This window comes from Streptomyces venezuelae (genome assembly GCF_008642355.1).
Taxonomy (GTDB): domain Bacteria; phylum Actinomycetota; class Actinomycetes; order Streptomycetales; family Streptomycetaceae; genus Streptomyces; species Streptomyces venezuelae_B.
This window is the reverse complement of the sequence record NZ_CP029193.1, coordinates 1,604,327-1,629,304: the sequence shown is the minus strand read 5'-3', so window position 1 is coordinate 1,629,304 and position 24,978 is coordinate 1,604,327. Positions and strand designations below refer to the sequence as shown.

General features: G+C 71.3%; 20 protein-coding genes. 14 read left to right on the top strand and 6 right to left on the bottom strand.

All coding sequences use genetic code 11. The features are described from left to right. Nucleotides 1-57 precede the first annotated feature (57 nt). Complete coding sequence (locus DEJ47_RS07530) at nucleotides 58-273, top strand: I78 family peptidase inhibitor (RefSeq protein ID WP_150166159.1); 216 nt, start codon at nucleotides 58-60, stop codon at nucleotides 271-273. A 136-nt stretch (nucleotides 274-409) separates the two neighbouring features. On the opposite strand, the gene DEJ47_RS07525 is transcribed toward DEJ47_RS07530, so the two are convergent. Continuing rightward, on the bottom strand, nucleotides 410-1,438 hold the full coding sequence (locus tag DEJ47_RS07525) for a phosphatase PAP2 family protein (RefSeq protein ID WP_150166157.1): 1,029 nt from the start codon (nucleotides 1,436-1,438) through the stop codon (nucleotides 410-412). 248 nt (nucleotides 1,439-1,686) lie between these two features. Then, nucleotides 1,687-2,835, bottom strand: a complete 1,149-nt coding sequence (locus DEJ47_RS07520; RefSeq protein ID WP_150166155.1) for a mannosyltransferase family protein — start codon at nucleotides 2,833-2,835, stop codon at nucleotides 1,687-1,689. Between the two features lie 230 nt (nucleotides 2,836-3,065). Between DEJ47_RS07520 and DEJ47_RS07515 the strand changes: the two genes are divergently transcribed. Then, nucleotides 3,066-4,697 (top strand): MFS transporter, encoded by a 1,632-nt coding sequence (locus tag DEJ47_RS07515; RefSeq protein ID WP_150166153.1) that lies wholly within the window; start codon nucleotides 3,066-3,068, stop codon nucleotides 4,695-4,697. A 243-nt stretch (nucleotides 4,698-4,940) separates the two neighbouring features. Next, nucleotides 4,941-6,137 carry an acyl-CoA dehydrogenase family protein gene (locus tag DEJ47_RS07510; RefSeq protein WP_150166151.1) on the top strand — a complete coding sequence of 399 codons (1,197 nt, stop codon included), beginning with the start codon at nucleotides 4,941-4,943 and terminating at the stop codon, nucleotides 6,135-6,137. Nucleotides 6,138-6,147: 10 nt separating this feature from the next. On the opposite strand, the gene DEJ47_RS07505 is transcribed toward DEJ47_RS07510, so the two are convergent. Continuing rightward, nucleotides 6,148-6,597 carry a cell division protein SepF gene (locus DEJ47_RS07505; protein WP_150166149.1) on the bottom strand — a complete coding sequence of 150 codons (450 nt, stop codon included), beginning with the start codon at nucleotides 6,595-6,597 and terminating at the stop codon, nucleotides 6,148-6,150. A 291-nt stretch (nucleotides 6,598-6,888) separates the two neighbouring features. Between DEJ47_RS07505 and DEJ47_RS07500 the strand changes: the two genes are divergently transcribed. Then, on the top strand, nucleotides 6,889-8,205 hold the full coding sequence (locus DEJ47_RS07500) for a DUF5685 family protein (protein ID WP_190415320.1): 1,317 nt from the start codon (nucleotides 6,889-6,891) through the stop codon (nucleotides 8,203-8,205). A gap of 21 nt (nucleotides 8,206-8,226) precedes the next feature. Here the strand turns inward: DEJ47_RS07500 and DEJ47_RS07495 are convergent, their stop codons facing one another. Next, nucleotides 8,227-9,189, bottom strand: coding sequence for an ABC transporter substrate-binding protein (locus DEJ47_RS07495; protein ID WP_150166145.1), 963 nt, complete (start codon nucleotides 9,187-9,189; stop codon nucleotides 8,227-8,229). A gap of 499 nt (nucleotides 9,190-9,688) precedes the next feature. Here DEJ47_RS07495 and DEJ47_RS07490 point away from each other — a divergent pair, with 499 nt between their 5' ends. The 10 genes from DEJ47_RS07490 to adhE all read left to right on the top strand — a co-directional run bounded on the left by DEJ47_RS07490 (nucleotide 9,689) and on the right by adhE (nucleotide 22,638). After that, nucleotides 9,689-10,555 carry an amino acid ABC transporter permease gene (locus tag DEJ47_RS07490; protein WP_150166143.1) on the top strand — a complete coding sequence of 289 codons (867 nt, stop codon included), beginning with the start codon at nucleotides 9,689-9,691 and terminating at the stop codon, nucleotides 10,553-10,555. Continuing rightward, on the top strand, nucleotides 10,552-12,333 hold the full coding sequence (locus DEJ47_RS07485) for an FAD/NAD(P)-binding protein (RefSeq protein WP_150166141.1): 1,782 nt from the start codon (nucleotides 10,552-10,554) through the stop codon (nucleotides 12,331-12,333). Before DEJ47_RS07490 ends, DEJ47_RS07485 begins: the two co-directional genes overlap by 4 nt. Next, entirely contained in the window at nucleotides 12,317-13,093 is a 777-nt protein-coding gene (locus DEJ47_RS07480; RefSeq protein ID WP_272924188.1) for an amino acid ABC transporter ATP-binding protein, read from the top strand. Before DEJ47_RS07485 ends, DEJ47_RS07480 begins: the two co-directional genes overlap by 17 nt. A gap of 16 nt (nucleotides 13,094-13,109) precedes the next feature. Next, nucleotides 13,110-14,171 carry an LLM class flavin-dependent oxidoreductase gene (locus DEJ47_RS07475; RefSeq protein ID WP_150166139.1) on the top strand — a complete coding sequence of 354 codons (1,062 nt, stop codon included), beginning with the start codon at nucleotides 13,110-13,112 and terminating at the stop codon, nucleotides 14,169-14,171. Further along, nucleotides 14,168-15,487 carry an NtaA/DmoA family FMN-dependent monooxygenase gene (locus tag DEJ47_RS07470; protein ID WP_150166136.1) on the top strand — a complete coding sequence of 440 codons (1,320 nt, stop codon included), beginning with the start codon at nucleotides 14,168-14,170 and terminating at the stop codon, nucleotides 15,485-15,487. Before DEJ47_RS07475 ends, DEJ47_RS07470 begins: the two co-directional genes overlap by 4 nt. A 5-nt stretch (nucleotides 15,488-15,492) precedes the next feature. Further along, complete coding sequence (locus DEJ47_RS07465; RefSeq protein WP_161236814.1) at nucleotides 15,493-16,296, top strand: DUF1684 domain-containing protein; 804 nt, start codon at nucleotides 15,493-15,495, stop codon at nucleotides 16,294-16,296. A 172-nt stretch (nucleotides 16,297-16,468) separates the two neighbouring features. Then, entirely contained in the window at nucleotides 16,469-17,374 is a 906-nt protein-coding gene (locus tag DEJ47_RS07460) for a S1 family peptidase (protein WP_150166132.1), read from the top strand. 153 nt (nucleotides 17,375-17,527) lie between these two features. Beyond that, entirely contained in the window at nucleotides 17,528-18,409 is an 882-nt protein-coding gene (locus DEJ47_RS07455; protein WP_150166130.1) for a slipin family protein, read from the top strand. Nucleotides 18,410-18,686: 277 nt separating this feature from the next. After that, complete coding sequence (locus tag DEJ47_RS07450; protein ID WP_150166128.1) at nucleotides 18,687-19,766, top strand: S1 family peptidase; 1,080 nt, start codon at nucleotides 18,687-18,689, stop codon at nucleotides 19,764-19,766. Nucleotides 19,767-20,031: 265 nt separating this feature from the next. Then, nucleotides 20,032-22,638 carry a bifunctional acetaldehyde-CoA/alcohol dehydrogenase gene (adhE, locus tag DEJ47_RS07445; protein ID WP_150166126.1) on the top strand — a complete coding sequence of 869 codons (2,607 nt, stop codon included), beginning with the start codon at nucleotides 20,032-20,034 and terminating at the stop codon, nucleotides 22,636-22,638. Nucleotides 22,639-22,719: 81 nt separating this feature from the next. Here the strand turns inward: adhE and DEJ47_RS07440 are convergent, their stop codons facing one another. Continuing rightward, the gene (locus tag DEJ47_RS07440) at nucleotides 22,720-23,868 is read right to left on the bottom strand and encodes an AAA family ATPase (RefSeq protein WP_150166124.1); all 1,149 of its coding nucleotides are present in this window, start codon (nucleotides 23,866-23,868) and stop codon (nucleotides 22,720-22,722) included. 45 nt (nucleotides 23,869-23,913) lie between these two features. Further along, nucleotides 23,914-24,969 (bottom strand): DUF3533 domain-containing protein, encoded by a 1,056-nt coding sequence (locus DEJ47_RS07435; protein WP_150166122.1) that lies wholly within the window; start codon nucleotides 24,967-24,969, stop codon nucleotides 23,914-23,916. Nucleotides 24,970-24,978 lie beyond the last annotated feature (9 nt).

Sequence of the window (24,978 nt, the reverse complement as noted above, 5' to 3'; positions counted from 1 at the left end):
CGCCCGAGCGCCTCCCGGCCTTCCCCGGCGGGGCCGTGCTCGCCTACGGTGGCGGGCATGGCACCTATCCCGACCCCTCCCGCAGAGCCCCAGGACAGCCCGGAAGGTTACGTCGGTCTGCCGGCCGACGGCGCCGAGCGGCAGGCGCGCGAGCGCGGCTGGTCCACCGTCAGGACGCTGCAGCCGGGCGCGATCATCACGATGGAGTACCTCGCGGGGCGGCTCAACTTCGAGGTCAAGGACGGCGTCGTCGCGCGCTGCTGGAAGGGCTGAGCCCGTACGTCCGTACGCCCTGAGCCGCGTGAGCACACGAACACGCGGACGGCGGAAGGCCCCGGTTCCGAGCGGGAACCGGGGCCTTCGCGGTGCGGGGGCTTGGCTGTGCGTACCGGCCCCCGCCGTCCTCGGGTCAGCCGCCCGCCACCGGGCGGGCCGACGTCGTGCCGCGCGGCACGCGGTCGGAGTGCGGCGGGCGGCGGCTGCCCGCCGGGGTGACCGGGGTCCGCTCCGAGCGGGCCGTGTGGGGTCCGGGTGCCAGGTAGGCCGCGGGGCGTGCGCCGCGGGCGGCCGCGACCGGCTCGCGCACCGGCGCGTCCCCCTCCGGGGCCGTGCGCGGCGGGACCATGGCGGAGGCGCCGACCGGCGAGGCGCCGGTCCCGGGCACCGTGATGATGCCGGTGCGGCGGGCCCGCCAGGACTCGCGGAGGCTGAAGATCATGGCCTCCACCCGGGTGATCGGCGTCTCGAACCAGGGCAGCGCGAGCAGGATGAGCAGCCCCGCGGCCCAGCCGAGGAAGACGTCGCTCAGCCAGTGCGTACCGAGGTAGACGGTGGTGAGGCCGACGCTCAGCGAGACCACCGCGGAGAGGGCCGACAGATAGCGGCGGGTGCGCGGGGTCGAGGCGAGGTACGCCAGGATTCCCCAGGTCACGACGGCGTTGGCGGTGTGGCCCGAAGGGAATATATCGCCGCCGAGCCACATCTCGTTCGAGCCGATCGCGGTGGCGTAGTGCGGACCGAGGCGGCCCATGCCGATCTTCGCGGCGCCCACGGTGACGTTGAGCAGGAGCAGGGCGGCGCCGAACATGAGGAGCGGGCGCAGCGTGTGCTGCCGCCAGGAGCGCCAGCCCAGCCAGGCGGCGACCATCACGGCCGTCGGACCGCGCTGGCCGAGCACGACCCAGTAGTCGAGGAAGGCGTGGATCTCCGGCCACTGCTGGTAGGGCCGGAAGAACATGACCTGCCAGTCGAACCGCACCAGCCACGAGGTGGTCAGCACGGCGACGACGATGGCCAGGTAGAAGGCCAGGGTCGCGCTGAAGAGCACGACCCTGTGCCGGCTCATCCTCGGCACATCGAGGTGGGTCGGTCGTTCCGGCTCACGGTCCAGCCGGGCGAAGACCCGGTCAAGACGGGTGAGGTTTCGTTCGGTACGCACCCAATCGACGTTACAGCGAGTGAGTGCGGCACTAGGCCGAATCAGTGTCTTTGTGATGACGATGTGATGTGGGATTGATCTCAACGCGGGGTTTATTCCTGCGGTTTGTTTATTCCGCACCGACCGCCTTAGTCAATTGCCTGATCATTTCCGGCGCAGTTATATACCCCTTATGAATTCGTTCACCGGGTCCTGGTGCGGAATTTCCCGTCCGATCACCGGACGGCACGGAAATGATCATGACGCGATCAGGGCGGGCCCGAGCCGTGCAGCCAGAACGCCCCGTAGACCGCGCTCGCCACCGCCACGCCGCCGAGGACCAGCGCCGACCTGGGCGTCCGTAGTCGGGCGAGCGCCACCGCGACCGGCAGCAGCAGCGGGAACGCGGGCATCAGGAGCCGCGGCTTCGAGCCGAAGTAGCCGGCGGCGCAGAGGGCGAGCACGACGACGATCCCGCCGTAGACGAGCAGCGGCAGCGGCTGCCCCCGGCGCACGCACAGGACGTACAGCCACACCACCAGACCGACACCGACGATCAGCCCGAGGCCCGCGAGGGCGCCCGGCACCGAGGTGAACTTCTCCCCGATGAAGCGCACGAACGCGTAACCGAAGTCGAAGCCGTTGCCCCAGCCCGCCTGCACGTCGAGGTAGCCGAAGAGACCGCCGCCGGTGCGCCGCCCGACCCACAGGACGTAGGCCGCGGCGCCCAGCGGGGCCAGGACCACACCGAGCAGCATGCGCCGGTCCGCCCGCCGCTCCCGGTACATCCGGACGGCGGCCGCCGCCCAGATCGCGGCGACCACCGCCGCGCCCACCGGCCGCGTCAGACCCGCCAGCGAGGCGAGCAGGCCCGCCGTCACCCAGCGCTCCCTGAGCACCGCGTACAACGACCAGGCCGCGAGCGCCGTGAACAAGGACTCGCTGTACGCCATCGACTGCACGATGCCGACCGGCAGCACCGCCCACAGCGCGGTCGCGCAGATCCCGGCCCGCCGCCCGTACACGTGGTCGGCGACCGCGAAGATCCCGGCGGCGGCGAAGAGCGACGCGACCCAGCTGACCACGAGCCCCGCGTCGGCGTACGACAGAGGGCTCACCGCCGAGACGAGCCGCTCCAGCCACGGCAGCAGCGGGAAGAACGCGAGGTTCGAGTGGACGCTGCCGTCCGGAAGGGTCACTTCCCAGCCGTATCCGTGCTCGGCGACACGGGTGTACCAGAGGGAGTCCCAGCGGGCGGACAACAAGGTGTGCGGACTCTTGCCCGCCGCCGCGCCCCAGACCGCGAGCACGGCGACGCCCAGCGCACGCACCCCCGCGTACACGAGGAGCGCGGGCGCCGCGCGGCGCAGCACGGAGCCCGCCGGGGAGGGCGGAAGGCGTTGATCAAGATCAGTCACGGGCTCGATTATCGGCCGTCGCGGGAACCGGACGCGGCCACGGGGCGTGGCCGGAGGCAACGGGCGTGGCGCATGCCACATCACATCCGTACAACCGTGAGAGGTCCGCCACGCGCCCCGGGCGCGGACTCGCGTACTCTGACGGCTCACTCGCCCTGTTCGCGCCGCCGAGGCCGGGAGTTCACCACCCCGCAGGCCGCCGATGCGAGGGACCACTGGGAGGTACGCACATGTCCGGGACGACCACGGCCGCAGCACCGCACGGCCGTCGGGGATCCGGGGCCGGTGCCGGGGCCAACCGCTGGGTCGTGCTCGTCGTCCTCTGCGTGAGCCTGCTGCTCGTCGCCGTCGACGCCACCGTCCTGCACGTAGCGGTGCCCGCGGTCACCGAGGACCTGAAGCCCGGCGCCATGGAACTGCTGTGGATCGTCGACATCTATCCACTCGTCTGCGCCTCGCTCCTCATCCTCTTCGGCACGCTCGGCGACCGCGTCGGCCGCAGACGCGTCCTCCTCCTCGGGTACGCCCTCTTCGGCGTCGCCTCCGCGATCGCGGCCCTCGCGGACAACGCGCAGGTCCTCATCGCGGCCCGCGCGCTGCTCGGCGTCGGCGGCGCGATGATCATGCCCGCGACGCTGTCGATCCTGCGCCAGGTCTTCCCCGACCGGCGCGAGCGGGCCGTCGCCATCGGTCTCTGGAGCGCGGTCGCCGCGGTGGGCGCGGCCGTCGGGCCGTTGCTCGGCGGGTTCCTCCTCGAGCACTTCTGGTGGGGCTCGGTCTTCCTCATAAACATCCCGCTGATGCTGGTCAGCCTGCCCATCGGCCGCTGGCTGCTGCCCGAGTCGACCGGTGACAGGGACGGGCCGTGGGACGTCGTCGGCGCGCTGATGGCCGCGACCGGGCTCTTCGGCCTCGTCCTCGGCGTGAAACGCCTCGGCGGCGGCGAGGACCCGCTCGGCCTCACGACCCTCCTCTCCCTCTTCCTCGGCGGCGCCCTGCTCATCGGCTTCGTCCGCAGACAGCGGCGGCGCACGCATCCGCTGGTCGACCTGTCGATGTTCATGCGGCCCGCGTTCAGCACCTCGGTCGGCTGCATCGTCCTCGCCATGCTCGCGCTCGTGGGCCTGGAACTGATCGCCGCGCAGTACCTCCAGCTGGTGCTGGGGCTCTCTCCGCTGGAGACAGGGCTGCGGCTGCTGCCCCTGACGGTCGCCGCGATGGCCGCGGGGCTCGCCGGCTCGAAGATGCTCAGTGGCCTCGGGCCGCGCACGATGGTCTGCGCCGGGTTCTGCCTGACCGCGTTCGCCGTGCTGCTGCTCACGGGTATGGGCGGCCACGCGAACGACGCGCTGCTCCTGAGCGGGTTCGTGCTGCTGGGCTTCGGCCTGGAGACGACGCTGTTCGGTGCGTACGAGTCGATGCTGAGCGAGGCGCCGCAGACGCAGGCGGGGGGCGCGGCGGCGATCGGTGAGACGTCGTACCAGCTCGGGGCGGGGATCGGCATCGCGCTGCTCGGCAGCGTGATGAACGCGGCGTACGCGCCGGGGCTCTCTTCGGTGCAGGGGGTCTCCGCCGCGGACAGCGCGGCGGCGGGGCACTCGCTGGGGGAGGCGTACGAAGTCGCCGCGCGGGTCGGGGGCGGGGCGGGGGCCGCGCTGCGGAGCGCGGCTCGGGACTCCTTCGTGCATGGGCTGCATGTGACCTTGCTGGTCAGTGCGGGGTTGCTGTTGCTCGGGGCGGTGGCTGCGCTGCGGCTCCCGCGGAGGATGGAGTGTGGGGCCTCCGTCCCCGCGGGGCGGGCCGAGGTGCCGGCTCCTCGTGACCCCGCGCGGGTCGGGGCGGGGTCTTCTGTGGACGTATGACCCCTCCGGGGCGGGGTTTCTTCGGGGTGCGGGTCGGGGTTGTGGCCGGCCGCAGTTCCCCGCGCCCCTGGAAAGCCCGGTCGGTTTCTCGGGTGCGGGTGTGGGGGCTTGTCGGCCGTTCCCCGCGCCCCTTGCGGGGCTCGCCGGTGCGGAGGAGCGGTCTGGACGTGGGGGAGAGTGCGTCGTAACGTCGGCGCGAGTGTGCTGACTAACAGTGCTAGTTTTGTGTTGCCGGAGGCCCGCATGTCCGCAAGCGCCCGCATCCCTCTGCCGCCCTTCGACCCCGCCGACCCCCTCGGCATCGACGACCTCCTCGACCCGGAGGACCTCGCGATCCGCGACACCGTCCGGACCTGGGCGGCCGACCGCGTCCTGCCGCACATCGCCGACTGGTACGAGAAGGGTGAGCTGCCCGGCATCCGTGAGCTGGCCCGGGAGCTGGGATCGCTCGGGGCGCTCGGGATGTCCCTTCAGGGGTACGGCTGCGCGGGCGCCAGTGCCGTGCAGTACGGGCTCGCCTGCCTGGAGCTGGAGGCCGCCGACTCCGGCATCCGTTCCCTCGTCTCCGTGCAGGGCTCACTCGCCATGTACGCCATCCACCGCTTCGGCGCCGAGGAGCAGAAGCAGCGCTGGCTGCCGGGCATGGCCGCCGGCGAGATCATCGGCTGTTTCGGCCTGACCGAGCCCGACCACGGCTCCGACCCGGCGTCCATGCGCACGCACGCGAAGAAGGACGGCACCGACTGGGTGCTCAGCGGCCGGAAGATGTGGATCACGAACGGTTCCGTGGCCGGGGTCGCCGTCGTCTGGGCACAGACCGACGACGGGATCAGGGGGTTCGTCGTACCGACCGACAGTCCCGGTTTCTCCGCGCCCGAGATCAAGCACAAGTGGTCGCTGCGCGCGAGCGTCACCAGCGAGCTGGTCCTCGACGAGGTGCGGCTGCCCGCCGACGCGGTGCTGCCCGAGGCCGTCGGCCTCAAGGGCCCGCTGAGCTGTCTCTCGCACGCCCGCTACGGCATCGTCTGGGGCGCCATGGGCGCGGCGCGCTCCTCCTTCGAGGCAGCCGTCGACTACGCGCGCAGCCGCGAGCAGTTCGGCCGGGCCATCGGCGGCTTCCAGCTCACCCAGGCCAAGATCGCCGACATGGCGGTCGAACTGCACAAGGGCGTCCTGCTCGCCCACCACCTGGGACGGCGCATGGACGCGGGGAAGCTGCGCCCCGAGCAGATCAGCTTCGGCAAGCTCAACAACGCCCGTGAGGCGATCGAGATCTGCCGCACGGCCAGGACCATCCTGGGCGCCAACGGGATCTCGCTGGAGTACCCCGTCATGCGGCACGCGACGAACCTCGAGTCCGTGCTCACCTACGAGGGCACGTCCGAGATGCATCAGCTGGTGCTGGGCAAGGCGCTCACCGGTCTCGACGCCTTCCGGTGAGCGGCCTCGCCTAGCTCTGGTTGAAGAAGCCGTCCGACGCGCGGCTCCCGGCCTCGCCGTTGACGATCTGCGTGTCGGCAGGCGTGAGCAGGAAGACCCGCGTGGCGACCCGCTCGATCGAACCGCGCAGGCCGAACGTGAGGCCCGCCGCGAAGTCGACCACGCGCTTGGCGTCGGTGGGCTCCATGGACGTCAGGTTCATGATGACCGGGACACCGTCCCGGAAGAGCTCACCGATGCGGCGGGCGTCCCGGAAGCTGTCCGGGGTCACGGTCCCGATCCGGTGTTCCTGCTCCTGGGCCTTCTCGCTCGCCACCCGCACACGCGGGTCGGTGACCCAGGCCTCCGGCTGGTCGGGCCCCTCGCTCCGGTCGTCTTCGTAGCCGTCGTCGTAGTAACGCTCGTCGTTGTTGTCGTCGACGAGGCCAAGCCAAGCACTCGCCTTGCGCACCGATCCCATGGACGCCTCCTCTCGCAGCGGTTTCCCTGAATTCCGCATCCCTATCGTCGTCCATGATGCGGATGATGCGCCAAGTGGATAGTCGCCGCGCGGGGTTTTCGTGACGGTACTGGTGCAGAGTCAACACGCCGATGTGCGGTGCGCTCCAAGGGTCGTACTGTGCACGGCTGCTGACAGTGAGTGAAATATGATTCTTCACGGCGTATGGGTGACGGCCGGTGCGTACGGGTGAACGAGGCGATGGCTACGATGCCGGGGTTGATCACACACGGGCCTCTCGGGGGAGTCGTCTTGTTCGGAATCGTCAGGCCCTGCAGCCATCGCCTCGGCGAAGGACTCAAGACCCAGTGGATGGCGCATCTGTGCGGGCTCTGCCTCGCGCTGCGCGGCGACCACGGGCAGTTCGCCCGCGTCGTCACCAACTATGACGGCCTGATCATCTCGGTTCTGACGGAGGCTCAGGCGGAGCGGACCACCGGATGGCGGCGCACCGCGGGGCCGTGCCCGCTGCGCGGCATGCGGACCGCCTCCGTCGCCCAGGGGGAGGGGGCGCGGCTCGCCGCCGCCGTCTCGCTGGTGCTCGCCTCGGCGAAGGTCCGTGACCATGTCGTCGACGGGGACGGCATCCTGGCACGCAGGCCGGTGGCCGTCGCCGCCCGGCGCGTGGCACGGAACTGGGACAGGGCGGGCGCGCGGACCGGCGCCGATGTGGGGTTCGACACGGCGGTCCTGGTCGACGCCGTCGAACGGCAGGCCGGCGTCGAGGCCTTGGCGGGCCCCGGCACCTCGCTGCTCGCGGTCACCGAGCCGACGGAGACCGCGACCGCCGCGGCCTTCGCGCACACCGCCGTGCTCGCCGGACGGCCCGGCAACGCGGCACCGCTCGCCGAGGCGGGCCGCCTCTTCGGCCGCCTCGCCCACCTCCTCGACGCCGTCGAGGACAGGGAAGCTGACGCCGCGTCGGGTGCGTGGAACCCGCTCACCGCGACCGGCACGTCACTCGCCGAGGCGCGCCGTCTCGCCGACGACGCGCTGCACGGCATCCGGCTCGCACTGCGCGACGCCGAGTTCACCGACGGCAAGCTGGCGCACCGGTTGCTCGCGCACGAGCTGGGCACGTCGATCGACCGCGCCTTCGGCACGGTGGCCTGTGGGCATGCTCACGGCGACATGGCGCATGAGGTGACGGCGCATCAGGGCGGGGCCTTCGGCCCGCCGCAGGGAGGCGCGGGTGCGGGTGCGTACGGTGCTCCTCCGCAGGGTGGGCCCTACGGAGGCGGGAACCCGTACGGGGGCGGCGATCCTCACGGGGGCGGCAATCCGTACGGCGGCGGGACCCCCGGTGGGCCGGTCGGGCCTGGTGGGCCCGGCGGACCCGGCGGCTTCGGCGGTGGGCCCGCCTTCGAGCCACAGCCGCCGAAGCCCGGCAAGCGCGGCTTCTGGGCGGGGTGTGCCGTCGCCATCGGGCTCTGCTGCACCTGCAAGGTGTGCTGCGCCGAGGAGTACGAGGGCCCCTGGTCCCGCAAGAAGCGCGAGGGCTGCTGCCACAAGTGCGACTGCGACTGCGGCTGCTGCGAGTGCTGCGCCTGCTGCGACTGCGGGCTCTGACCCCTCCCCGGCAGGCGTGTGTCAGTCCTTGATCTCCGGCGGGGAGATCCGGGACCGCTCGATCGCCGAGCCCCGCGTGCCCCACTTCTTCAGGATGCGGTCGTACGTGCCGTCCTCGATGAGCCGGTCCACCGCCGCCCGGAAGGCGGGCGTGAGCTCCGAGCCCTTCTTGAAGGCGAAGCCGACGTCGAGCCGCCGGTACTCGCCGAGGAACTTCAGACCCTCCTGCTGTTTCACCGCGTAGCGCAGACCGTTGATGGTGGACATCACCACGTCGGCGCGGCCCTGCTGGAGCGCGGCCCAGATCGCGCCCTGCTCGGCGTACGTCTTCACGCTGTACGGCTTCTTGCCCGCCTCCTCGCAGACGTGCTTGTTGTCCTCCAGCGTGACCTCGAAGGTGGTGCCCACGCCGGTCGCCACGTTCAGGCCGCACAGCTGCTCGAAGTCGGTGACCTTCTTGAGCCTGCTGTCCTGGCGGACGGCGAAGCCCTGGCCGTCGTTGATGTAGGTGACGAAGTCGATGGTCTTCCGGCGCTCGTCGGTGACGCCGAAGTTGCCCGTTCCGAGGTCGTACTTGCCGCTGCCCAGGGCCGGCAGGATCGCCTCGAAGCTCGCCGCCTCCCGTTTCAGCCGCAGGCCGAGGACCTTGGCGACCGCGTCCGCGAAGTCGATGTCCTGGCCGACGATCGTCCTGCCGTCCTCCAGGTAGAGCGCGCCGGGCGGTGTGCCGCCGACGGAGGAGGCGACGGACAGCGAACCGGCGGCGCGTACGTCCTCGGGGAGCAGACGCGCCGCCGATTCGTTCTTCCTGACCGAGGACACGACATCCGCGGTCGGGATCTTCGCGCCCCCGCCGGCCGGAGCGGCGGCGCCGGCCGGTCCGGCGGCGTCACCGCCCGCACCGCACGCGGTCAGGGCGAGGGTGGCCGCGGTGATCAGGGCGAAGGCCGCCGGGATGCGGCGGGACTGCGGGGGCGTGCTCATGGCGTGACGGTCTCCAGCTCGGCAGGGCAGGGCGAAGCGGACGTACGGGAGTACGAGACGTACGAGGGGAGGGGGTGTCACCGCTCGTGGCACGGGAACGGCGACGTACGCGTGTGAAGGCGGGGGCGACGGCGCGCGGCGGCGCGGGCGTCGGACGTACGCGGAAGACCGACCGGTCCGAAGAGGGAGTAGAGAGACGGGCCCGGAACGGGCCCGGCGCGCAGGGGGTCGGCTCAGAAAGACATCAACAAGACGCCGACCACACTCGACCGAAGTCGATGTGGGAGCGCGTGACCAGCCACTGCTGCGGATGCATGGGCCAAGTGGAACAGGCATCCGTTTCCGCGTCAACTGCCGTGAGACGTAAGGCTCACATCCTGGACAGCCTTGACAACGCGTGTCCGCCACACCGTAATGTCGAGGCGGATCGTGCTGAGGGGCTCGGTCCATGTGAAGGCGTCACCCGTGTTCGATCTTCTGTATCCACGGAGCCTTCCGCATGTCTTCCGACACCCTCGCCAAACCGGCGCCGGTCCCCGAGCCCCGCGAATCCACCGAACTCCCCGCCGAGCCGCGCATCGTGCCCCGCCCCCGCGCGGGACAGTGGACGGCGGCCGTCGTCGTCCTCGTCCTGCTCGCGCTGGCGGCCACCTCCGTCGTACGCAACGACGCGTTCCAATGGGACGTCGTCGGCGACTACTTCACCTCCGCCTCCGTGCTGCGCGGGCTCGGGCTCACGCTCTGGCTGACCGCCCTCGTCATGGCGCTCGGCTTCGCCCTCGGCACGCTCCTCGCCCTGGGCAGGCTCTCCGCCAACCCCGTGCTGCGGGCGGTGAGCTGGGGGTACGTCTGGTTCTTCAGGTCGATGCCGATCCTGGTGCAGCTGCTCTTCTGGTTCAACATCGGTGCGCTGTACCCGCAGCTGTTCGGCGTGAAGACGGTGAACCTGCTCGGCCCCGTCACCATCGCCGTCATCGGGCTCACCCTGCACGAGGCCGCGTACGCCGCCGAAGTGGTGCGCGGCGGGATCCTCTCCGTCGACCGCGGGCAGACCGAGGCCGCGCAGTCGCTGGGTCTCGGGCGGTGGCGCAGGTGGCGGCGGATCGTCCTGCCGCAGGCCATGCGGTCCATCGTGCCGCCGGCCGGGAACATGCTGATCGGCACCCTCAAGGGCACCTCGATCGTCTCCGTCATCGCCGTGCAGGACCTGCTCTACTCCGTGCAGCTCGTCTACCACCGCACCTACCAGGTCATCCCGCTGCTCATGGTCGCCACCACCTGGTACGTCGTGGTCACCTCGGTGCTCGGCGTCGGCCAGTACTACGTCGAGCGGCACTACGCCAAGGGCTCGGAGCGTGCCCGGTGAGGCGGTCGCTCGTCATCGTGGGCGCGGGGCCGCGCGCCACCGGCATCCTGGAGCGGCTCGGTGCCAACGCGGCCGAGATGTACGGCGACGCGGGTCTCGACATCCACCTCGTCGACCCCTACCCGCCGGGCGGCGGCCGCATCTGGCGGCACGACCAGTCGCCGCTCCTCTGGATGAACTCGCAGGCCCAGGACGTCACGATGTTCACCGACGAGACCGTGGAGGTCGCAGGACCCGTCCTGCCGGGACCGGCGCTCCACGAGTGGACCGGGCGCGACGGGCGGGCCTTCCTCGGCCGCCGCGAGCAGAGCGCCTACCTGCGCTGGGTGTACGAGAAGGCCGTCGCCGCGCTGCCCGAAGGCGTCGTCGTCCACCACCACCGCCGCAGGGCCCTGCGCGTCACCGGGGCACGCGACACCCGCCAGGAAGTGGCGCTCGAAGGCGTCGACGCGCCCCTCGACGCCGATCTCGTCATCCTCGCGCAGGGGCACCTGGACGCCGAACTCGACCACGAGCAGAGCGACTTGGCCGCGTACGCCGAGCGCACCGGTCTCGTGCACCTGCCGCCCGACTTCACCGCCGACACCGACCTGTCGCCGCTCGAACCCGGGGCCCCCGTCATCGTGCGCGGCTTCGGTCTCGCCTTCGTCGACCTGATGGTTCTCCTCACCGAAGGGCGCGGCGGACGGTACGAAGGGGACACATACCACCCCTCGGGGCGCGAGCCGATCCTGTACGTCGGGTCGCGGCGCGGCGTCCCCTACCGCTCGAAGATCGGCTACGACTGGGACGGCGAACGGCCGCCACTTCCCCGTTACCTGGGCCCCGCCCAGATCGACGGGCTCCTCGCGCGACCCGACGGGTACGACTTCCGGCGCGACGTCTGGCCGCTCGTCGAGAAGGAGCTCGGCTTCGCCCACTACCACCGCCTCTTCGCCGCCCACCCCGACCGCACCCGCACCGCCTGGACCGACTTCGACGAGAAGTACGCGGCCTGCGACCCCGGCAGCCCCGAACTGGACGCCCTCGTCGCCTCCGCCGTGCCCGACCCCGCCGACCGGCTCGACCTCACCGCGCTCGACCACCCGCTGGCAGGCGTGCGCCACACCTCGTACGCGGCGCTGCAGGACGGTCTGCGCGCCCACATCGCCGACGACCTCGCGCGCAGGCACGACCCCGGACACAGCCCCGACCTCGCCGTCTTCCTCGGACTGCTCTCCGTGTACGGGCAGCTGATGCGGCTCGGCGACGTCGGGACGTGGTGGCACGGCTTCTTCAGCTACCTGGCATCGGGGCCGCCGGGCCCCCGCCTGAAGCAGCTGCTCGCCCTCTCCCGCGCCGGAGTCGTCCGGTTCCTCGGCGCGGACGTGCAGGTCAGCGCCGGGGACGGGGTGTTCCGCGCCCAGAGCCCCACTCTGCCCGGACAGATCACCGAGGCCCGCGCGCTCGTCGAGGCGCGGCTCCCGCAGCCCACCCTCGCCCGCACCCGCGACCCGCTCCTGCGCGCCCTGCACGCCGAGGGCGCCGCGTCGACAGCGGCCGGACTCCTCGCCGTGGACCCGGCCGACGGACGCGTGCTCGACCGGGCGGGCACACCCCACCCGCGCCGCTTCGCCCTCGGCCCGCACACCGACGCGCGCGGCGCCGGAGCGTTCACCCGGCCCCGCACCAACAGCCCCACCTTCCGGCAGAACGACGCCACGGCACGCGCCGTACTCGACTTCCTGCGCACCCACAGGACCACGACCACGCGAGGGACCCATGACGCAGCCCAGTGACACCCCCATGGTCGACGTCCGTTCCGTGCACAAGTCCTTCGGCTCCCTGCCGGTCCTGAAGGGCGTCGACCTGCACGTCGGCCGGGGCGAGGTCACCGTCGTCATCGGGCCGTCCGGATCCGGCAAGTCCACCCTCCTGCGCACCATCAACCACCTGGAGAAGGTCGACGCGGGACGGATCACCGTCGACGGATCGCTCATCGGCTACCGGCGCTCCGGCGACAAGCTGCACGAGCTGCCCGAACGCGAGGTGCTCAAACAGCGCACCCGGATCGGCTTCGTCTTCCAGAACTTCAACCTCTTCCCGCACCTGACCGTCCTGGAGAACCTCGTCGAGGCACCCGTCTCCGCGCTCAAACGACCCCGCCGCGCCGCGGAACGGGCCGCGCGGGAGCTCCTGGAGCGCGTCGGCCTCGCCGACAAGGCCGGCACGTACCCGCGACAGCTCTCCGGCGGACAGCAGCAGCGCGTCGCCATCGCCCGCGCGCTCGCCCTGGAACCGCGCCTGCTCCTCTTCGACGAGCCGACGTCGGCTCTCGACCCCGAACTGGTCGGCGAGGTCCTCGACGTCATCAAGGACCTCGCCCGGCAGGGCACCACGATGATCGTCGTCACCCACGAGATCGGCTTCGCCCGCGAGGTGGCCGACACCGTCGTCTTCATGGACGACGGCCGCGTCGTCGAACAGGGCGCCCCCGCCGACGTACTCGACAGGCCGCGCCACGACCGTACGCGCGCCTTCCTCTCCAAGGTCCTCTAGTCCTCCGGGAGTACGCATGCCTTCCCTCCACCTCGCCGTCGCCATCGACCGGCCCGACACCCACGAAGCGGCCCCCTACCTCGAATCGGCGCTCCTCGCCGAGCACGGCGCGCTCGACTTCGTGACGCTCCACGACTCCTTCGCGCGCCCCGGGCCCGACGCGCTCGCCGTGGCCGCCAGGATCGCGCCCGGCACCGCGCGGATCGGCCTCGTGCCGACCGTCACGACCACGCACACCGAGCCGTTCCACGTGCAGGCCGCCGTGGCGACCCTCGACTGGGTCAGCCACGGGCGGGCCGGCTGGGCGCTCGACGTCTCGGCGACGGAGGCCGAGGCACGGCTCTTCGGGCGGCGGAGAGCGGCGCCGCGCGAGGAGCTGTGGCGGGAGGCCGGTGACGTCGCCGAAGCCGCGGCCCGGCTGTGGGACAGCTGGGAGGACGACGCGGAGATACGGGACGTGGCGACCGGCCGCTTCATCGACCGGGACAAGCTGCACTACGCCGACTTCGCGGGCCGTACGTTCTCGGTGCGCGGGCCCTCCATCGTGCCGCGCCCGCCGCAGGGCCACCCGGTGCGGGTCGTCGACGCGACCGCGCCGCAGGCCCGCGAGACCGCCGCACGGCACGCGGACGTCGCCCTGGTGCGCGCCGCCTCCGTCGAGCGGGCCGACACCGCGCGCGCCGAACTGCGCGGCCTGGCCGCCCGGTACGGGCGCGACCCGCAGACGCTGCTCGTCTTCGCCGCCCTCGACGTCGACCTCGGCGGCGGCGAGCACGCCGCCGAACCGGGCCACGGCGGCGGCCCGCTGCCCACCGCCGGAGGCCCCGCCTACCGCGGCGGGCCCGTCGACCTCGCCGAGCTCATCGCCGACTGGCACCGCGCGGGCGCCGTCGACGGCTTCCACCTCACACCCGCCGAGCCACGGCGTGACCTGGAGCGGCTCGTCAACGGCACCGTCGCGCTGCTCCAGCACCGCGGCCTGTTCCGCACCTTCTATCCGGGCAGCACGCTCCGCGAACACCTCGGGCTCGCCCGGCCCGCCAACCGGTACGCAGCGATCACGGGGGAGTCCGCATGACACAGCGACACGAGACGACCCAGCGACCCAAGCCCGTCCACCTCGCCGCCCACTTCCCCGGCGTCAACAGCACCACCGTCTGGTCCGACCCCGCATCCGGCTCGCACATCGACTTCTCGTCCTTCGCGTCGCTCGCCCGCACCGCCGAACGCGGCCTCTTCGACTTCTTCTTCCTCGCCGAAGGGCTGCGGCTGCGCGAGCACAAGGGGCGCATCCACGACCTGGACGTCGTCGGGCGGCCCGAATCGCTGACCGTCCTGACCGCGCTCGCCGCCGTCACCGAGCGGCTCGGGCTCGCCGGCACCGTCAACGCGACGTTCAACGAACCCTTCGAGCTGGCCCGCAGGTTCGCCGCCCTCGACCACCTGAGCGCGGGGCGCGCCGCCTGGAACGTGGTCACCACGTCGGACGCGTTCACCGGCGAGAACTTCCGGCGCGGCGGCTACCTCGACCGGGCCGACCGGTACACCCGCGCCGCCGAGTTCCTGGCGACCGCCCGCGAACTGTGGGACTCCTGGACGCCGGACGGCAGGCCGCGGCCGTTCGCGCACCACGGGCGGCACTTCTCCGTCGAGGGCGAGTTCACCGCGCCCCGCTCCCCGCAGGGGCACCCCGTCGTCATCCAGGCGGGCGACTCACCGGAGGGGCGGGAGTTCGCCGCGTCCGCCGCCGACGTGATCTTCACGCGGCACGGCACGCTGGAGGCAGGACGGGAGTTCTACGCCGACGTGAAGGGCCGTCTCGCGAAGTACGGGCGCTCCGCCGACGACCTGAAGATCATGCCCGGGGTCACCTTCGTCCTCGGCGACACCGCGGCCGAGGCACAGGAGAAGGCCACCGAGATCCGCCGCAAGCAGGTCTCCCCGCAGAACGCGATCCTCGCCCTCGAACAGGTCTGGGGCGTCGACCTCTCCGCGTACGACCCGGACGGGCCGCTGCCCGACATCGACCCGGACCCGGACTCCGAACTCGTCCAGGGCCGGGTGAAGATCGGCGACCCCTTCGCCGTCGCCGCCAAGTGGCGGGCACTGTCCGAGGCCAAGGGGCTCTCCATCCGCCAGACCGTCATCGAGACCACGGCACACCAGTCCTTCATCGGCACCCCGGACCGGGTCGCCGCCGACCTGACGGAGTTCGTGCGCACCGACGCCGCCGACGGCTTCATCCTCGTGCCGCACCTCACCCCCGGCGGCCTCGACGACTTCGTGGACCGGGTGGTGCCGCTGCTCCAGGAGCGCGGCGCGTACCGCACGGCGTACGAGGGCACGACGCTCCGCTCCCACCTCGGGCTGCGCGAGCCGGTATGGAAGGGTTGATCACCATGAGCACCGGGCACCCCGCGGACGCGGCACAGGACTGGAAGCACTGGCACGAGCAGCGGACGGAGACCGTGTCGGCCCCCTACGGGCCGCTCTCCCTCACCGGCACGCACTGGCTCGCCGACCACCCGGAGGGACACCTCCCCGGCATCCCCGGGCACTGGGCGGACACGCCCGACGCGGTCGTCCTGACGACAGGTTCGGACGACGGCCTCGCCGTGGACGGTGCGCCCTTCACCGGCGAGGTCCGCCTCGGCGCCGACGGCGGTCCTGTCGCCGATGCCCGTGTCGCCCTCGGCGGGCGCCGTCTCGTCGTGATACGGCGCGAAGGCCTGTGGGCGGTGCGCGACTTCGACCCGGACGCCCCCGCGCGCCGCGCCTTCCGCTCCATCGACGCCACCGCGTACGACGAGCGCTGGGCGGTGCCGGGGCGGTTCACCCCGTACGACGAGGACCGGACCGTCACGGTCGGCAACGCGGACGGCAAGGAGCGCGGGCTCGGACTCGGCGGTGAACTCTCCTTCAGGATCGGGGGAGTCGAGCACGTCCTCAAGGTGAGCATCGAGGCCGACGGGTCGCTGTGGGCGGTCTTCGCGGATGCCACCAGTGGCATTTCCAGCTACCGCTTCCGCTTCCTGCGGCCCGCCGCACCGGACGCCGACGGCCGCACCACCGTCGACTTCAACCGTGCGCTGCTGCCCCCGTGCGCCTTCGCCGACCACTTCATCTGCCCTTTCCCGCCGCCCGGCAACACGCTGCCCGTCGACATCGCGGCGGGAGAGCGGAACCTCAAGGGCAGGCCCTAGGGGCCTGTCTCGGCCGAAAGGCGCCCTTGTGCGGCTCGTGTCCGCCCCCCAATACTCCCGAGCAGCGCTTGTCAGGAGCACGGCGTAACCGGAATCCGGGCTGTCTCTTTGGCTGCGCCTCACGGGTCCTCAACCCACAAGGACCCACTGACTTCCCTCGGGAGGAACAAACGTGAGGATCAAGCGCACCATCCCCCACAACGGCATATCAAGACACACCCGTCTGCTCGCCGTGGCCACCGGGCTCGTCGCCGCCGGAGCGCTCGCCGTGCCCGCGGCCACCGCGCAGGACGGCGCCGCCACCTTCAGCGCAGCGCAGCTGGAACAGGCCAGTGACGCCGTCCTCGGCGCCGACGTCGCCGGCACCGCCTGGGGCGTCGACCCGAAGACCAAGCAGGTCGTCGTGACCGCCGACAGCACGGTCTCCAAGGCCGAGATCGCGAAGCTCAAGGACGCGGCGGGAAGCAACGCCGACGCGCTGAAGATCGAACGCACCCCCGGGAAGTTCCAGAAGTACATCTCCGGCGGCGACGCGATCTACGCGAGCAGCTGGCGCTGCTCGCTCGGCTTCAACGTGCGCAACAGCGCCGGCGCCTACTACTTCCTGACCGCCGGTCACTGCACCGACGGGGCGACCACCTGGTGGGCCAACTCGGCGAAGACCACCGTGCTCGGCACCACGTCGGGCTCCAGCTTCCCGACGAACGACTACGGCATCGTGCGCTACACGAACAACTCCATCACCAAGTCCGGCACCGTGGGGAGCCAGGACATCACCCGCGCCGCCGACCCGACCGTCGGACAGAACGTCACCCGGCGCGGCTCCACGACCGGTACGCACAGCGGCCGCGTCACCGCCCTGAACCAGACGGTGAACTACGGTGGCGGCGACGTCGTCTACGGCATGATCAAGACCACGGTCTGCGCCGAGCCGGGCGACAGCGGCGGCCCGCTGTACTCGGGCTCCACGGCCCTCGGTCTGACCTCCGGCGGCAGCGGCAACTGCTCGTCGGGCGGCACCACGTTCTTCCAGCCGGTCACCGAGGCGCTGCGCGCGTACAACGTCAGCGTCTACTGACACAGCGGCGTCTGCCGACCCATCGCCCACCGGCAGAGTCCCACCGTCACAGGCCCCCGTCCGGACACCGGGCGGGGGCTCGCTCTTGCCCGGGGGGCGAGCTACCTTCGAAGGAGCGCGCAACACGCCCAATTCGGACCCTGGGGGGCCGGCATGGTCGAGGAGCTGGTGGCGGTGGGGCTGACCCTCGGGTCGGTCGGAGCGGTCTACGCGATGGCGGCGGCGCGCGTCATCAAACAGTACGAGCGGGGTGTGGTGCTGCGCCTCGGAAAGCTCCAGAGCTCCGTGCGCGGACCGGGGTTCACCATGATCGTGCCGCTGGTGGACCGGCTCCACCGCGTCAACATGCAGATCGTGACGATGCCGGTGCCCGCCCAGGACGGCATCACGCGCGACAACGTCACGGTCCGCGTCGACGCCGTCATCTACTTCAAGGTGATGGACGCCGCCGAGGCGGTCGTCGAGGTGGAGGACTACCGCTTCGCGGTCTCGCAGATGGCACAGACGTCACTGCGCTCCATCATCGGCAAGAGCAACCTGGACGACCTGCTGTCCAACCGGGAGAAGCTCAACCAGGGCCTGGAGCTGATGATCGACTCCCCGGCCATCGGGTGGGGCGTGCAGATCGACCGCGTCGAGATCAAGGACGTGTCGCTGCCCGAGACGATGAAGCGGTCCATGGCCCGCCAGGCGGAGGCCGACCGCGAGCGGCGCGCCCGCGTCATCAACGCCGACGCCGAACTCCAGGCCTCCAAGAAGCTCGCCGAGGCCGCCCATGAGATGTCCGAGGAGCCCGCGGCGCTCCAACTCCGGCTCCTGCAGACCGTGGTGGCCGTCGCCGCCGAGAAGAACTCCACCCTCGTCCTGCCCTTCCCCGTGGAGCTTCTCCGCTTCCTGGAACGAGCCCAGCAGGGAGCGCAGCCGCAGTCTCGGGGGAATTACGCGGAGCCAGGGAAGCTGGCGGATTCCGGAGCGGGAGACGCGGAAGCCGGAGAGCTCGGACCTGCCGCAGGGTCGAGATCCGGACAGGACTAGTCCTCACCGGCTGACGACCGTTCCTCGCGCGCGGTGTTTGCGATGGGGACCGACGTGCCGTGACCCGGCTCACTCAACGCACAGGGGGCGCACTGTCGTTCCCGCATGCGCGTCCTGAAGTGGACCTTGTGTGCGACCGGATGGCGTCGGGATAGTTAGCGGGTCAACTTGGCATGGACGCGGCTAATTCAGCGCGGTGGTTCCGTGCTGCGCAAGACCGCGACCCGCGAGGCCCCCACGCCGGACGGGTCGGTCCCCCCACAGGAGGTCGTGAGCTTTGAAGCACCGACGCATACCCAAGCGCCGTGCCGCCGTGGCAGGCGCGGGCATCGCCGCGCTGGTCGCCGCGGGAATCACCTTCCAGACTGCGAACGCGAGCGAGAACTCCCCCGCCCCCACCCCGGACACCCTCTCCGTGGCCGAGGCCGGAAAGCTCGCCTCGTCGCTGGGCAAGGAGCTCGGCGCGGACGCCGCGGGCACGTACTACGACGCCAAGGCCAAGGCCCTCGTCGTGAACGTGCTCGACGAGAGCGCCGCGGACGCCGTCGAGTCGGCGGGCGGCAAGGCCAGAATCGTCGAGAACTCCCTCGCCGAGCTGAAGAGCGCCCGCGCGACGCTCGACGACAAGGCAGCCGTGCCCGGCACCTCGTGGGCGATGGACCCGGCCACCAACAAGGTCGTCGTCACGGCCGACCGCACGGTCAAGGGCGCGAAGCTCGACAAGGTCGCCTCGATCGTGAAGAGCCTCGGCGGCAAGGCCGAACTGAAGCACAGCAAGGGTGAGTACAAGGCCTTCATCGCCGGCGGCGACGCGATCTGGGGAGGCGGCTCGCGCTGCTCGCTCGGGTTCAACGTCGTCAAGGGCGGCGAGCCGTACTTCCTGACGGCGGGGCACTGCGGCAACGCGGTGAAGAGCTGGTCCGACTCGCAGGGCGGCTCGGAGATCGGTGTCACGGAGGAGTCCAGCTTCCCGGGCAACGACTACGCCATCGTGAAGTACACGGCCGACACCCCGCACCCCAGCGAGGTGAACCTCTACGGCGGCACCCAGGCCATCAGCAAGGCCGGGGACGCCACGGTCGGACAGAAGGTCACGCGCAGCGGCAGCACCACCCAGGTGCACGACGGTGACGTCACCGCGCTCGACGCCACGGTCAACTATCAGGAGGGCCAGGTCGACGGTCTGATCCAGACCACGGTCTGCGCCGAGCCCGGCGACAGCGGCGGCGCGCTCTTCGCCGGCGACACCGCGCTCGGTCTCACCTCGGGCGGCAGCGGTGACTGCTCGTCCGGCGGCGAGACCTTCTTCCAGCCGGTTCCGGAGGCCCTCTCGGCCTACGGAGCGGAAATCGGCTGACCTCGCAGGACGCTCGACGCCCCGCCCCCGAGGAATCGGGGGCGGGGCTTTTCCGCATTTCTTGTGAAAGTTTTCACAAGCGCACAGGGGTCTAAAGTCCCCCGAGATTTCCGCAGGTCAACGTCGCTTTCCCATGTTTGCGCGTTCCCTTTGAAGGACCTTGTGCCCTCTGGTTGAGGCCCTTTTCGGTGCCTCGCGGGAGGCGCGCAGGTGTGGAATTGAGGTGGAGCGAAAAGCCCCAGGAATCCGACGAAGGAGCGCCGCCATGCAGGCCAACGAGATGGTGGACGGACTGGTCGAGAGGGCGCTGACGGCCCTCGGCCGGTTCGCTACGTACGACCAGGAGCAGGTCGACCACATCGTCAAGAAGGCCTCCCTCGCGGCACTGAGCCGGCACGGGGAGCTCGCGCGGCAGGCCGTCGAGGAGACCGGCCGCGGCCTCTTCGAGGACAAGGCCGTCAAGAACCTCTTCGCCTGCGAGCACGTCGTCAACTCGCTGCGCGGTCTGAAGACGGCGGGTGTCGTCTCCCGCGACGAACTGAACGGCGTCACCGAGATCGCCGAACCGGTCGGCGTCGTCTGTGCGATGACCCCGGTCACCAACCCGACCTCCACCACGGTCTTCAAGGCGCTCATCGCCCTCAAGACCCGCAACCCGATCGTCTTCGCCTTCCACCCGAGCGCCCAGCGCTGCTCCGCGGAGGCCGCGCGGATCGTGCGGGACGCGGCGGTCGAGGCGGGCGCGCCCGAGGACTGCGTGCAGTGGATCGAGGAGCCCTCGATGGAGGCCACCGGCCTCCTCATGAACCACGACGGCATCTCCACGATCCTCGCCACCGGCGGCAACGCGATGGTCAAGGCCGCCTACTCCTGCGGCAAGCCCGCGCTCGGCGTCGGCGCGGGCAACGTACCCGCGTACGTCGCACGCAGCGGGAAGCTGCGGCGGGCCGTGCACGACATCGTGCTCTCCAAGGCCTTCGACCACGGCATGATCTGCGCCTCCGAGCAGGCCGTCATCCTCGACCGGGAGATCTACGACGAGGGGATCGAGGAGTTCCGGCGGCTCGGCGCGTACGTCGTCACGGCGGCCGAGAAGACCAAGCTGGAGGAGTTCGTCTTCGGCACGACCGCCTTCGCCAACAACTGCGCGGGCGCCAAGCTGAACGCGGACGTCGTCGGCAGGTCCCCGCAATGGATCGCCGAACAGGCCGGATTCGAGGTCCCCGAGGGCACGTCGGTCATCGTCGCCGAGTGCGCCGAGGTCGGCGAGGGCGAACCGCTCACCCGCGAGAAGCTCTCCCCGGTCCTCGCCGCCCTGAAGGCCGACACCACCGAGCAGGGCATCGAACTGGCCGCGCGGATGGTCGAGTTCCACGGACTCGGGCACAGCGCCGCCATCCACACCGAGGACGAGGAGCTCGCCGAGGAGTTCGGCAGGCGCGTCAAGGCGGTCCGCGTCATCGTCAACGCGCCCTCCACCTTCGGCGGCATCGGCGACGTCTACAACTCCTTCCTCCCCTCGCTCACCCTCGGCTGCGGCAGCTACGGACACAACTCGGTGTCCGACAACGTCTCCGCGGTCAACCTGGTCAACATCAAGCGGATCGGACGGCGCAACAACAACATGCAGTGGTTCAAGGTCCCGCCGAAGATCTACTTCGAGCGCAACGCGCTCCGCTACCTCGGTGAGATGGACGGCATCAAGCGGGTCTCGATCGTCACCGACAGGACCATGTCGGACCTCGGGTTCGTCGCCCGCGTGACCGACATCCTCGCGGCCCGCCCGTCGGCCGTCACCGTCCAGGTCATCGACGACGTCGAACCCAACCCGGAGCTCTCCACGGTGCGGGCGGGCGCCGCACGGATGCGGGACTTCGGGCCGGACACGATCATCGCCCTCGGCGGCGGATCGCCGATGGACGCGGCGAAGATCATGTGGCTCATGTACGAGCACCCCGAGGTCGAGTTCGCGGACACCAAGGAGAAGTTCTTCGACATCCGCAAGAGGGCGTTCAAGTTCCCCGGACTCGGCGAGAAGGCGCAGCTCGTGGCCGTCCCGACGACCTCGGGCACCGGCTCGGAGGTCACCCCGTTCGCGGTCATCTCCGACCCCGAGGCCGCCCAGAAGTACCCCCTCGCCGACTACGCGCTCACCCCGAACGTCGCGATCGTCGACCCCGTCCTGCCGATGCGGCTCCCGGCGACCGTCACCGCCGATTCCGGCTTCGACGCGCTGACCCACGCCACGGAGGCGTACGTCTCGGCGTACGCGAACGACTACACCGACGGGCTCTGCCTCCAGGCCATCAAGCTGATCTTCGAGAACCTGGAGCGGTGCGTCGTGAACGGGGCGGAGGACCCCGAGGCGCGCGAGAAGATGCACAACGCCTCGACCGTCGCGGGCATGGCCTTCGCCAACGCCTTCCTCGGCCTGGTCCACGCGATGGCGCACACGCTCGGCAACACGTTCCACGTCGCCCACGGCCGCACCAACGCGCTGCTCCTGCCGCACGTCATCCGGCACAACGGCACAGTGTCCGGCAAGGCGACGCCCTGGCCGAAGGCCGAGGTCTACCGGGCGCCCGAGCGGTTCCAGGAGATCGCCCGCATGCTGGGCCTGGCGGCGGCGACGCCCGAGGAGGGCGTCGAGTCCTATGCCCGAGCGGTCGAGGAGCTGCGCGCCAAGTGCGGTATCCCCGCGTCCTTCCAGGAGGAGGGGGTGGACGAGGCGGCCTTCCTGGAGGCTCTGCCGCAGCAGGCGATGAACGCGTACGCGGATCAGTGCGCGCCCGCCAATCCGCGGATGCCGATGCTCTCCGAGATGGAGGGGCTCATGCGGCAGGCGTTTTACGGGGACGGGGGAGGGGCCTGATCCGGTTCGCCGGCTGCGGGTTGTGCGCGGCTGGTCGCGCAGTTCCCCGCGCCCCTGATGAGGCGCCCCGCAAGGGGCGCCTCATCGTTTGGGCCAGTACCACAAGGGCTCGTCCAGGAGGCTCTCTCGGCCTGCGACGGTCGTCTGGCCCGACTCCTTCGTCAGTTCGATGGAGTTGACGTCGACCCGGTGGCGGGCCGCGCCCTTGGCCACGGCCTCGGCGAGGGGGCGGGCATGGGTCACCAGGACGACCTGCGTGTCCTTCGTCGCCGCGACGATCAGATCCGCGAGCGGGCGCAGGAGGTCCGGGTGCAGGCTCGTCTCCGGCTCGTTCAGGACGAGGAGGGACGGCGGGCGGGGGGTGAGGAGCGCCGCGGTCCACAGGAGGTAGCGCAGCGTGCCGTCGGAGAGCTCCGCGGGGCCCAGCGGGCGCAGCAGCCCGTGCTGGTGCAGCTGGAGCTCGAACCGGCCGCCGTTGTCGACGACGCGGACCCGGCTGCCGGGGAAGGCGTCGTCCACCGCGTCGTCGAGCGCCTCGTCGTCGCCGATCTCCCGGATGGTCTGCAGGGCGGCGGCAAGATCCGCGCCGTCGTGGGCGAGGACCGGCGTGCGGGTGCCGATGCGGGCGGCGCGGGCGGGCGCGTCGGCGTCGGTGCGCACGTGGTCGTAGAACCGCCAGGAGCGGATCAGCTCGCGCAGCCGCAGCAGGTCGGGCGCCAGCTGCGGGTCGGCGAACTCGCTCAGCATGCTGTCGTACGGACGGATGCCCTGGGTGCGGTGCCAGCCGCCGTCGGCCGTGCGGGTGCGCACCGCGGGGCCCGCGCGGTCGCAGAGCAGCGCCGCGGGCCGCAGGACGGGGCCCGCCCAGGTGGACTCGCGCTTGATCTCGGGGTCGAGCTGGAACAGGGACGGTGAGCCGCCGGGGCCCGCGCCGCTGGACTGGGGGAGGCCGAAGTCCACCGCGTACCCGAACTCGTCACCGGCGAAGCCGAGCTTCAGCCCCGTGGGCTCGGCCTTCCGCTCGCCCGCCCAGAGCGCGGACGGCAGGCCGCCCTCGCGGGCCAGGGCCGCGACCGCGCCGCCCGTGGCGGAGTCGGCGAGCAGGCGCAGCGAGCGGTACAGGCTGGACTTGCCCGTGCCGTTCGCGCCCGTGATCACGTTCAGCCGGTCCAGCGGGACGATCAGCTTGCGCAGGGAGCGGTAGTTCTCGACGGCGAGTGTGCGGATCATGCGTCTCAGCCTCGCACCCGGGTCTGACAACGCCCGGCGCCCACGTCATTCGAAGCGCCTGCTGCCGCTGCCGTAGTTCGTGCCGCTGAGGTCGATGGTGCCGCTGTTGTGCGTCTTGCGGCGGGCGGACAGGGCGAGGGTGACGACGATGCCGAGGAGCGCCCAGGCGGCGAGGACGAGCAGCGGGCGGGTGATCGAGTTCCCGTCGAAGTAGGCGATGGAGCGGGCGACCCAGGTGCCCGCGCCCGGCTGCAGCCAGGGCCCGATCGCCTCCCAGAAGGGTGGCAGCATCGGCAGCGGGAAGGCGCCGCCCGCGCTGGGGTTGCCGCCGATGACGACGAGGAGGACGGCGAGGCCGATGCCGACGATGCCGGTGAGCGCCTGGAGGGCGAGGGTGATCGCGCCGACTCCGAAGATCACCAGCGCGCCGAGGCCCCACAGACCGAGGACGCTGCCGGGCAGGGCGCCGAGGATCGGCCCGATGATGACCGCGCCGCCGAGGCCGCCGACGATCGCGTAGAGCGCCATGGTGCCGAGCCTGATGACCGCGCGGGGCACGTTGGAGGCCCGGGAGCCCGCGCTGATCGCGAGGATCGACGCGCACAGGTAGCCGCCGACGCACCAGCCGACGACCAGGTAGAACGACGAGAGGCCGTTGAAGTCCTGGTCCGACGCGGGGGCCACGTCGTCGGTCTTCACCGTGCGCTTCTCGGCGGCGTCGACGTCGGTGACGAGGCTGGTGAGGGTCCTGGAGAGGGCGGTGCCGCCGCCGGAGGCGACCAGGAGGGTGTCGGTGGTGCCGCGCGGGTCGACGAGCAGGGCGCCGTCGATGTCGCGGTTCATGATCTGGTGGCGGGCCGCGGCCTCGTCCTTGAGGACGCGGGGGTCGAGCGGGTCGCCGGGGAGCTTCTTCAGCTTGTCGGCGGTCTGCTCGGCCGCGGCGCCGGGGGCGACGACTCCGAAGGGCACGTCTGTGGGTTTCGGGTTGTGCAGGGCCCCTACGTAGGAGGCGATGAACAGCAGCTGCAGGGCGAGTACGCCGAGGACGAGCAGGGCTGCTCGCGGGGTGACGGCGCTCTTCAATTCGTCGGCGAACCTCATGCCTCCACG

Excerpts from the sequence above, each read along its gene's own strand:
- DEJ47_RS07530 (WP_150166159.1), top strand. The coding sequence starts at position 58 with ATGGCACCTATCCCGACCCCTCCCGCAGAGCCCCAGGACAGCCCGGAA.
- DEJ47_RS07515 (WP_150166153.1), top strand. The coding sequence starts at position 3,066 with ATGTCCGGGACGACCACGGCCGCAGCACCGCACGGCCGTCGGGGATCC.
- DEJ47_RS07510 (WP_150166151.1), top strand. The coding sequence starts at position 4,941 with ATGTCCGCAAGCGCCCGCATCCCTCTGCCGCCCTTCGACCCCGCCGAC.
- DEJ47_RS07505 (WP_150166149.1), bottom strand. The coding sequence starts at position 6,597 with ATGGGATCGGTGCGCAAGGCGAGTGCTTGGCTTGGCCTCGTCGACGAC.
- DEJ47_RS07495 (WP_150166145.1), bottom strand. The coding sequence starts at position 9,189 with ATGAGCACGCCCCCGCAGTCCCGCCGCATCCCGGCGGCCTTCGCCCTG.
- DEJ47_RS07490 (WP_150166143.1), top strand. The coding sequence starts at position 9,689 with ATGTCTTCCGACACCCTCGCCAAACCGGCGCCGGTCCCCGAGCCCCGC.
- DEJ47_RS07480 (WP_272924188.1), top strand. The coding sequence starts at position 12,317 with ATGACGCAGCCCAGTGACACCCCCATGGTCGACGTCCGTTCCGTGCAC.
- DEJ47_RS07475 (WP_150166139.1), top strand. The coding sequence starts at position 13,110 with ATGCCTTCCCTCCACCTCGCCGTCGCCATCGACCGGCCCGACACCCAC.
- DEJ47_RS07470 (WP_150166136.1), top strand. The coding sequence starts at position 14,168 with ATGACACAGCGACACGAGACGACCCAGCGACCCAAGCCCGTCCACCTC.
- DEJ47_RS07465 (WP_161236814.1), top strand. The coding sequence starts at position 15,493 with ATGAGCACCGGGCACCCCGCGGACGCGGCACAGGACTGGAAGCACTGG.
- DEJ47_RS07455 (WP_150166130.1), top strand. The coding sequence starts at position 17,528 with ATGGTCGAGGAGCTGGTGGCGGTGGGGCTGACCCTCGGGTCGGTCGGA.
- adhE (WP_150166126.1), top strand. The coding sequence starts at position 20,032 with ATGCAGGCCAACGAGATGGTGGACGGACTGGTCGAGAGGGCGCTGACG.
- DEJ47_RS07440 (WP_150166124.1), bottom strand. The coding sequence starts at position 23,868 with ATGATCCGCACACTCGCCGTCGAGAACTACCGCTCCCTGCGCAAGCTG.
- DEJ47_RS07435 (WP_150166122.1), bottom strand. The coding sequence starts at position 24,969 with ATGAGGTTCGCCGACGAATTGAAGAGCGCCGTCACCCCGCGAGCAGCC.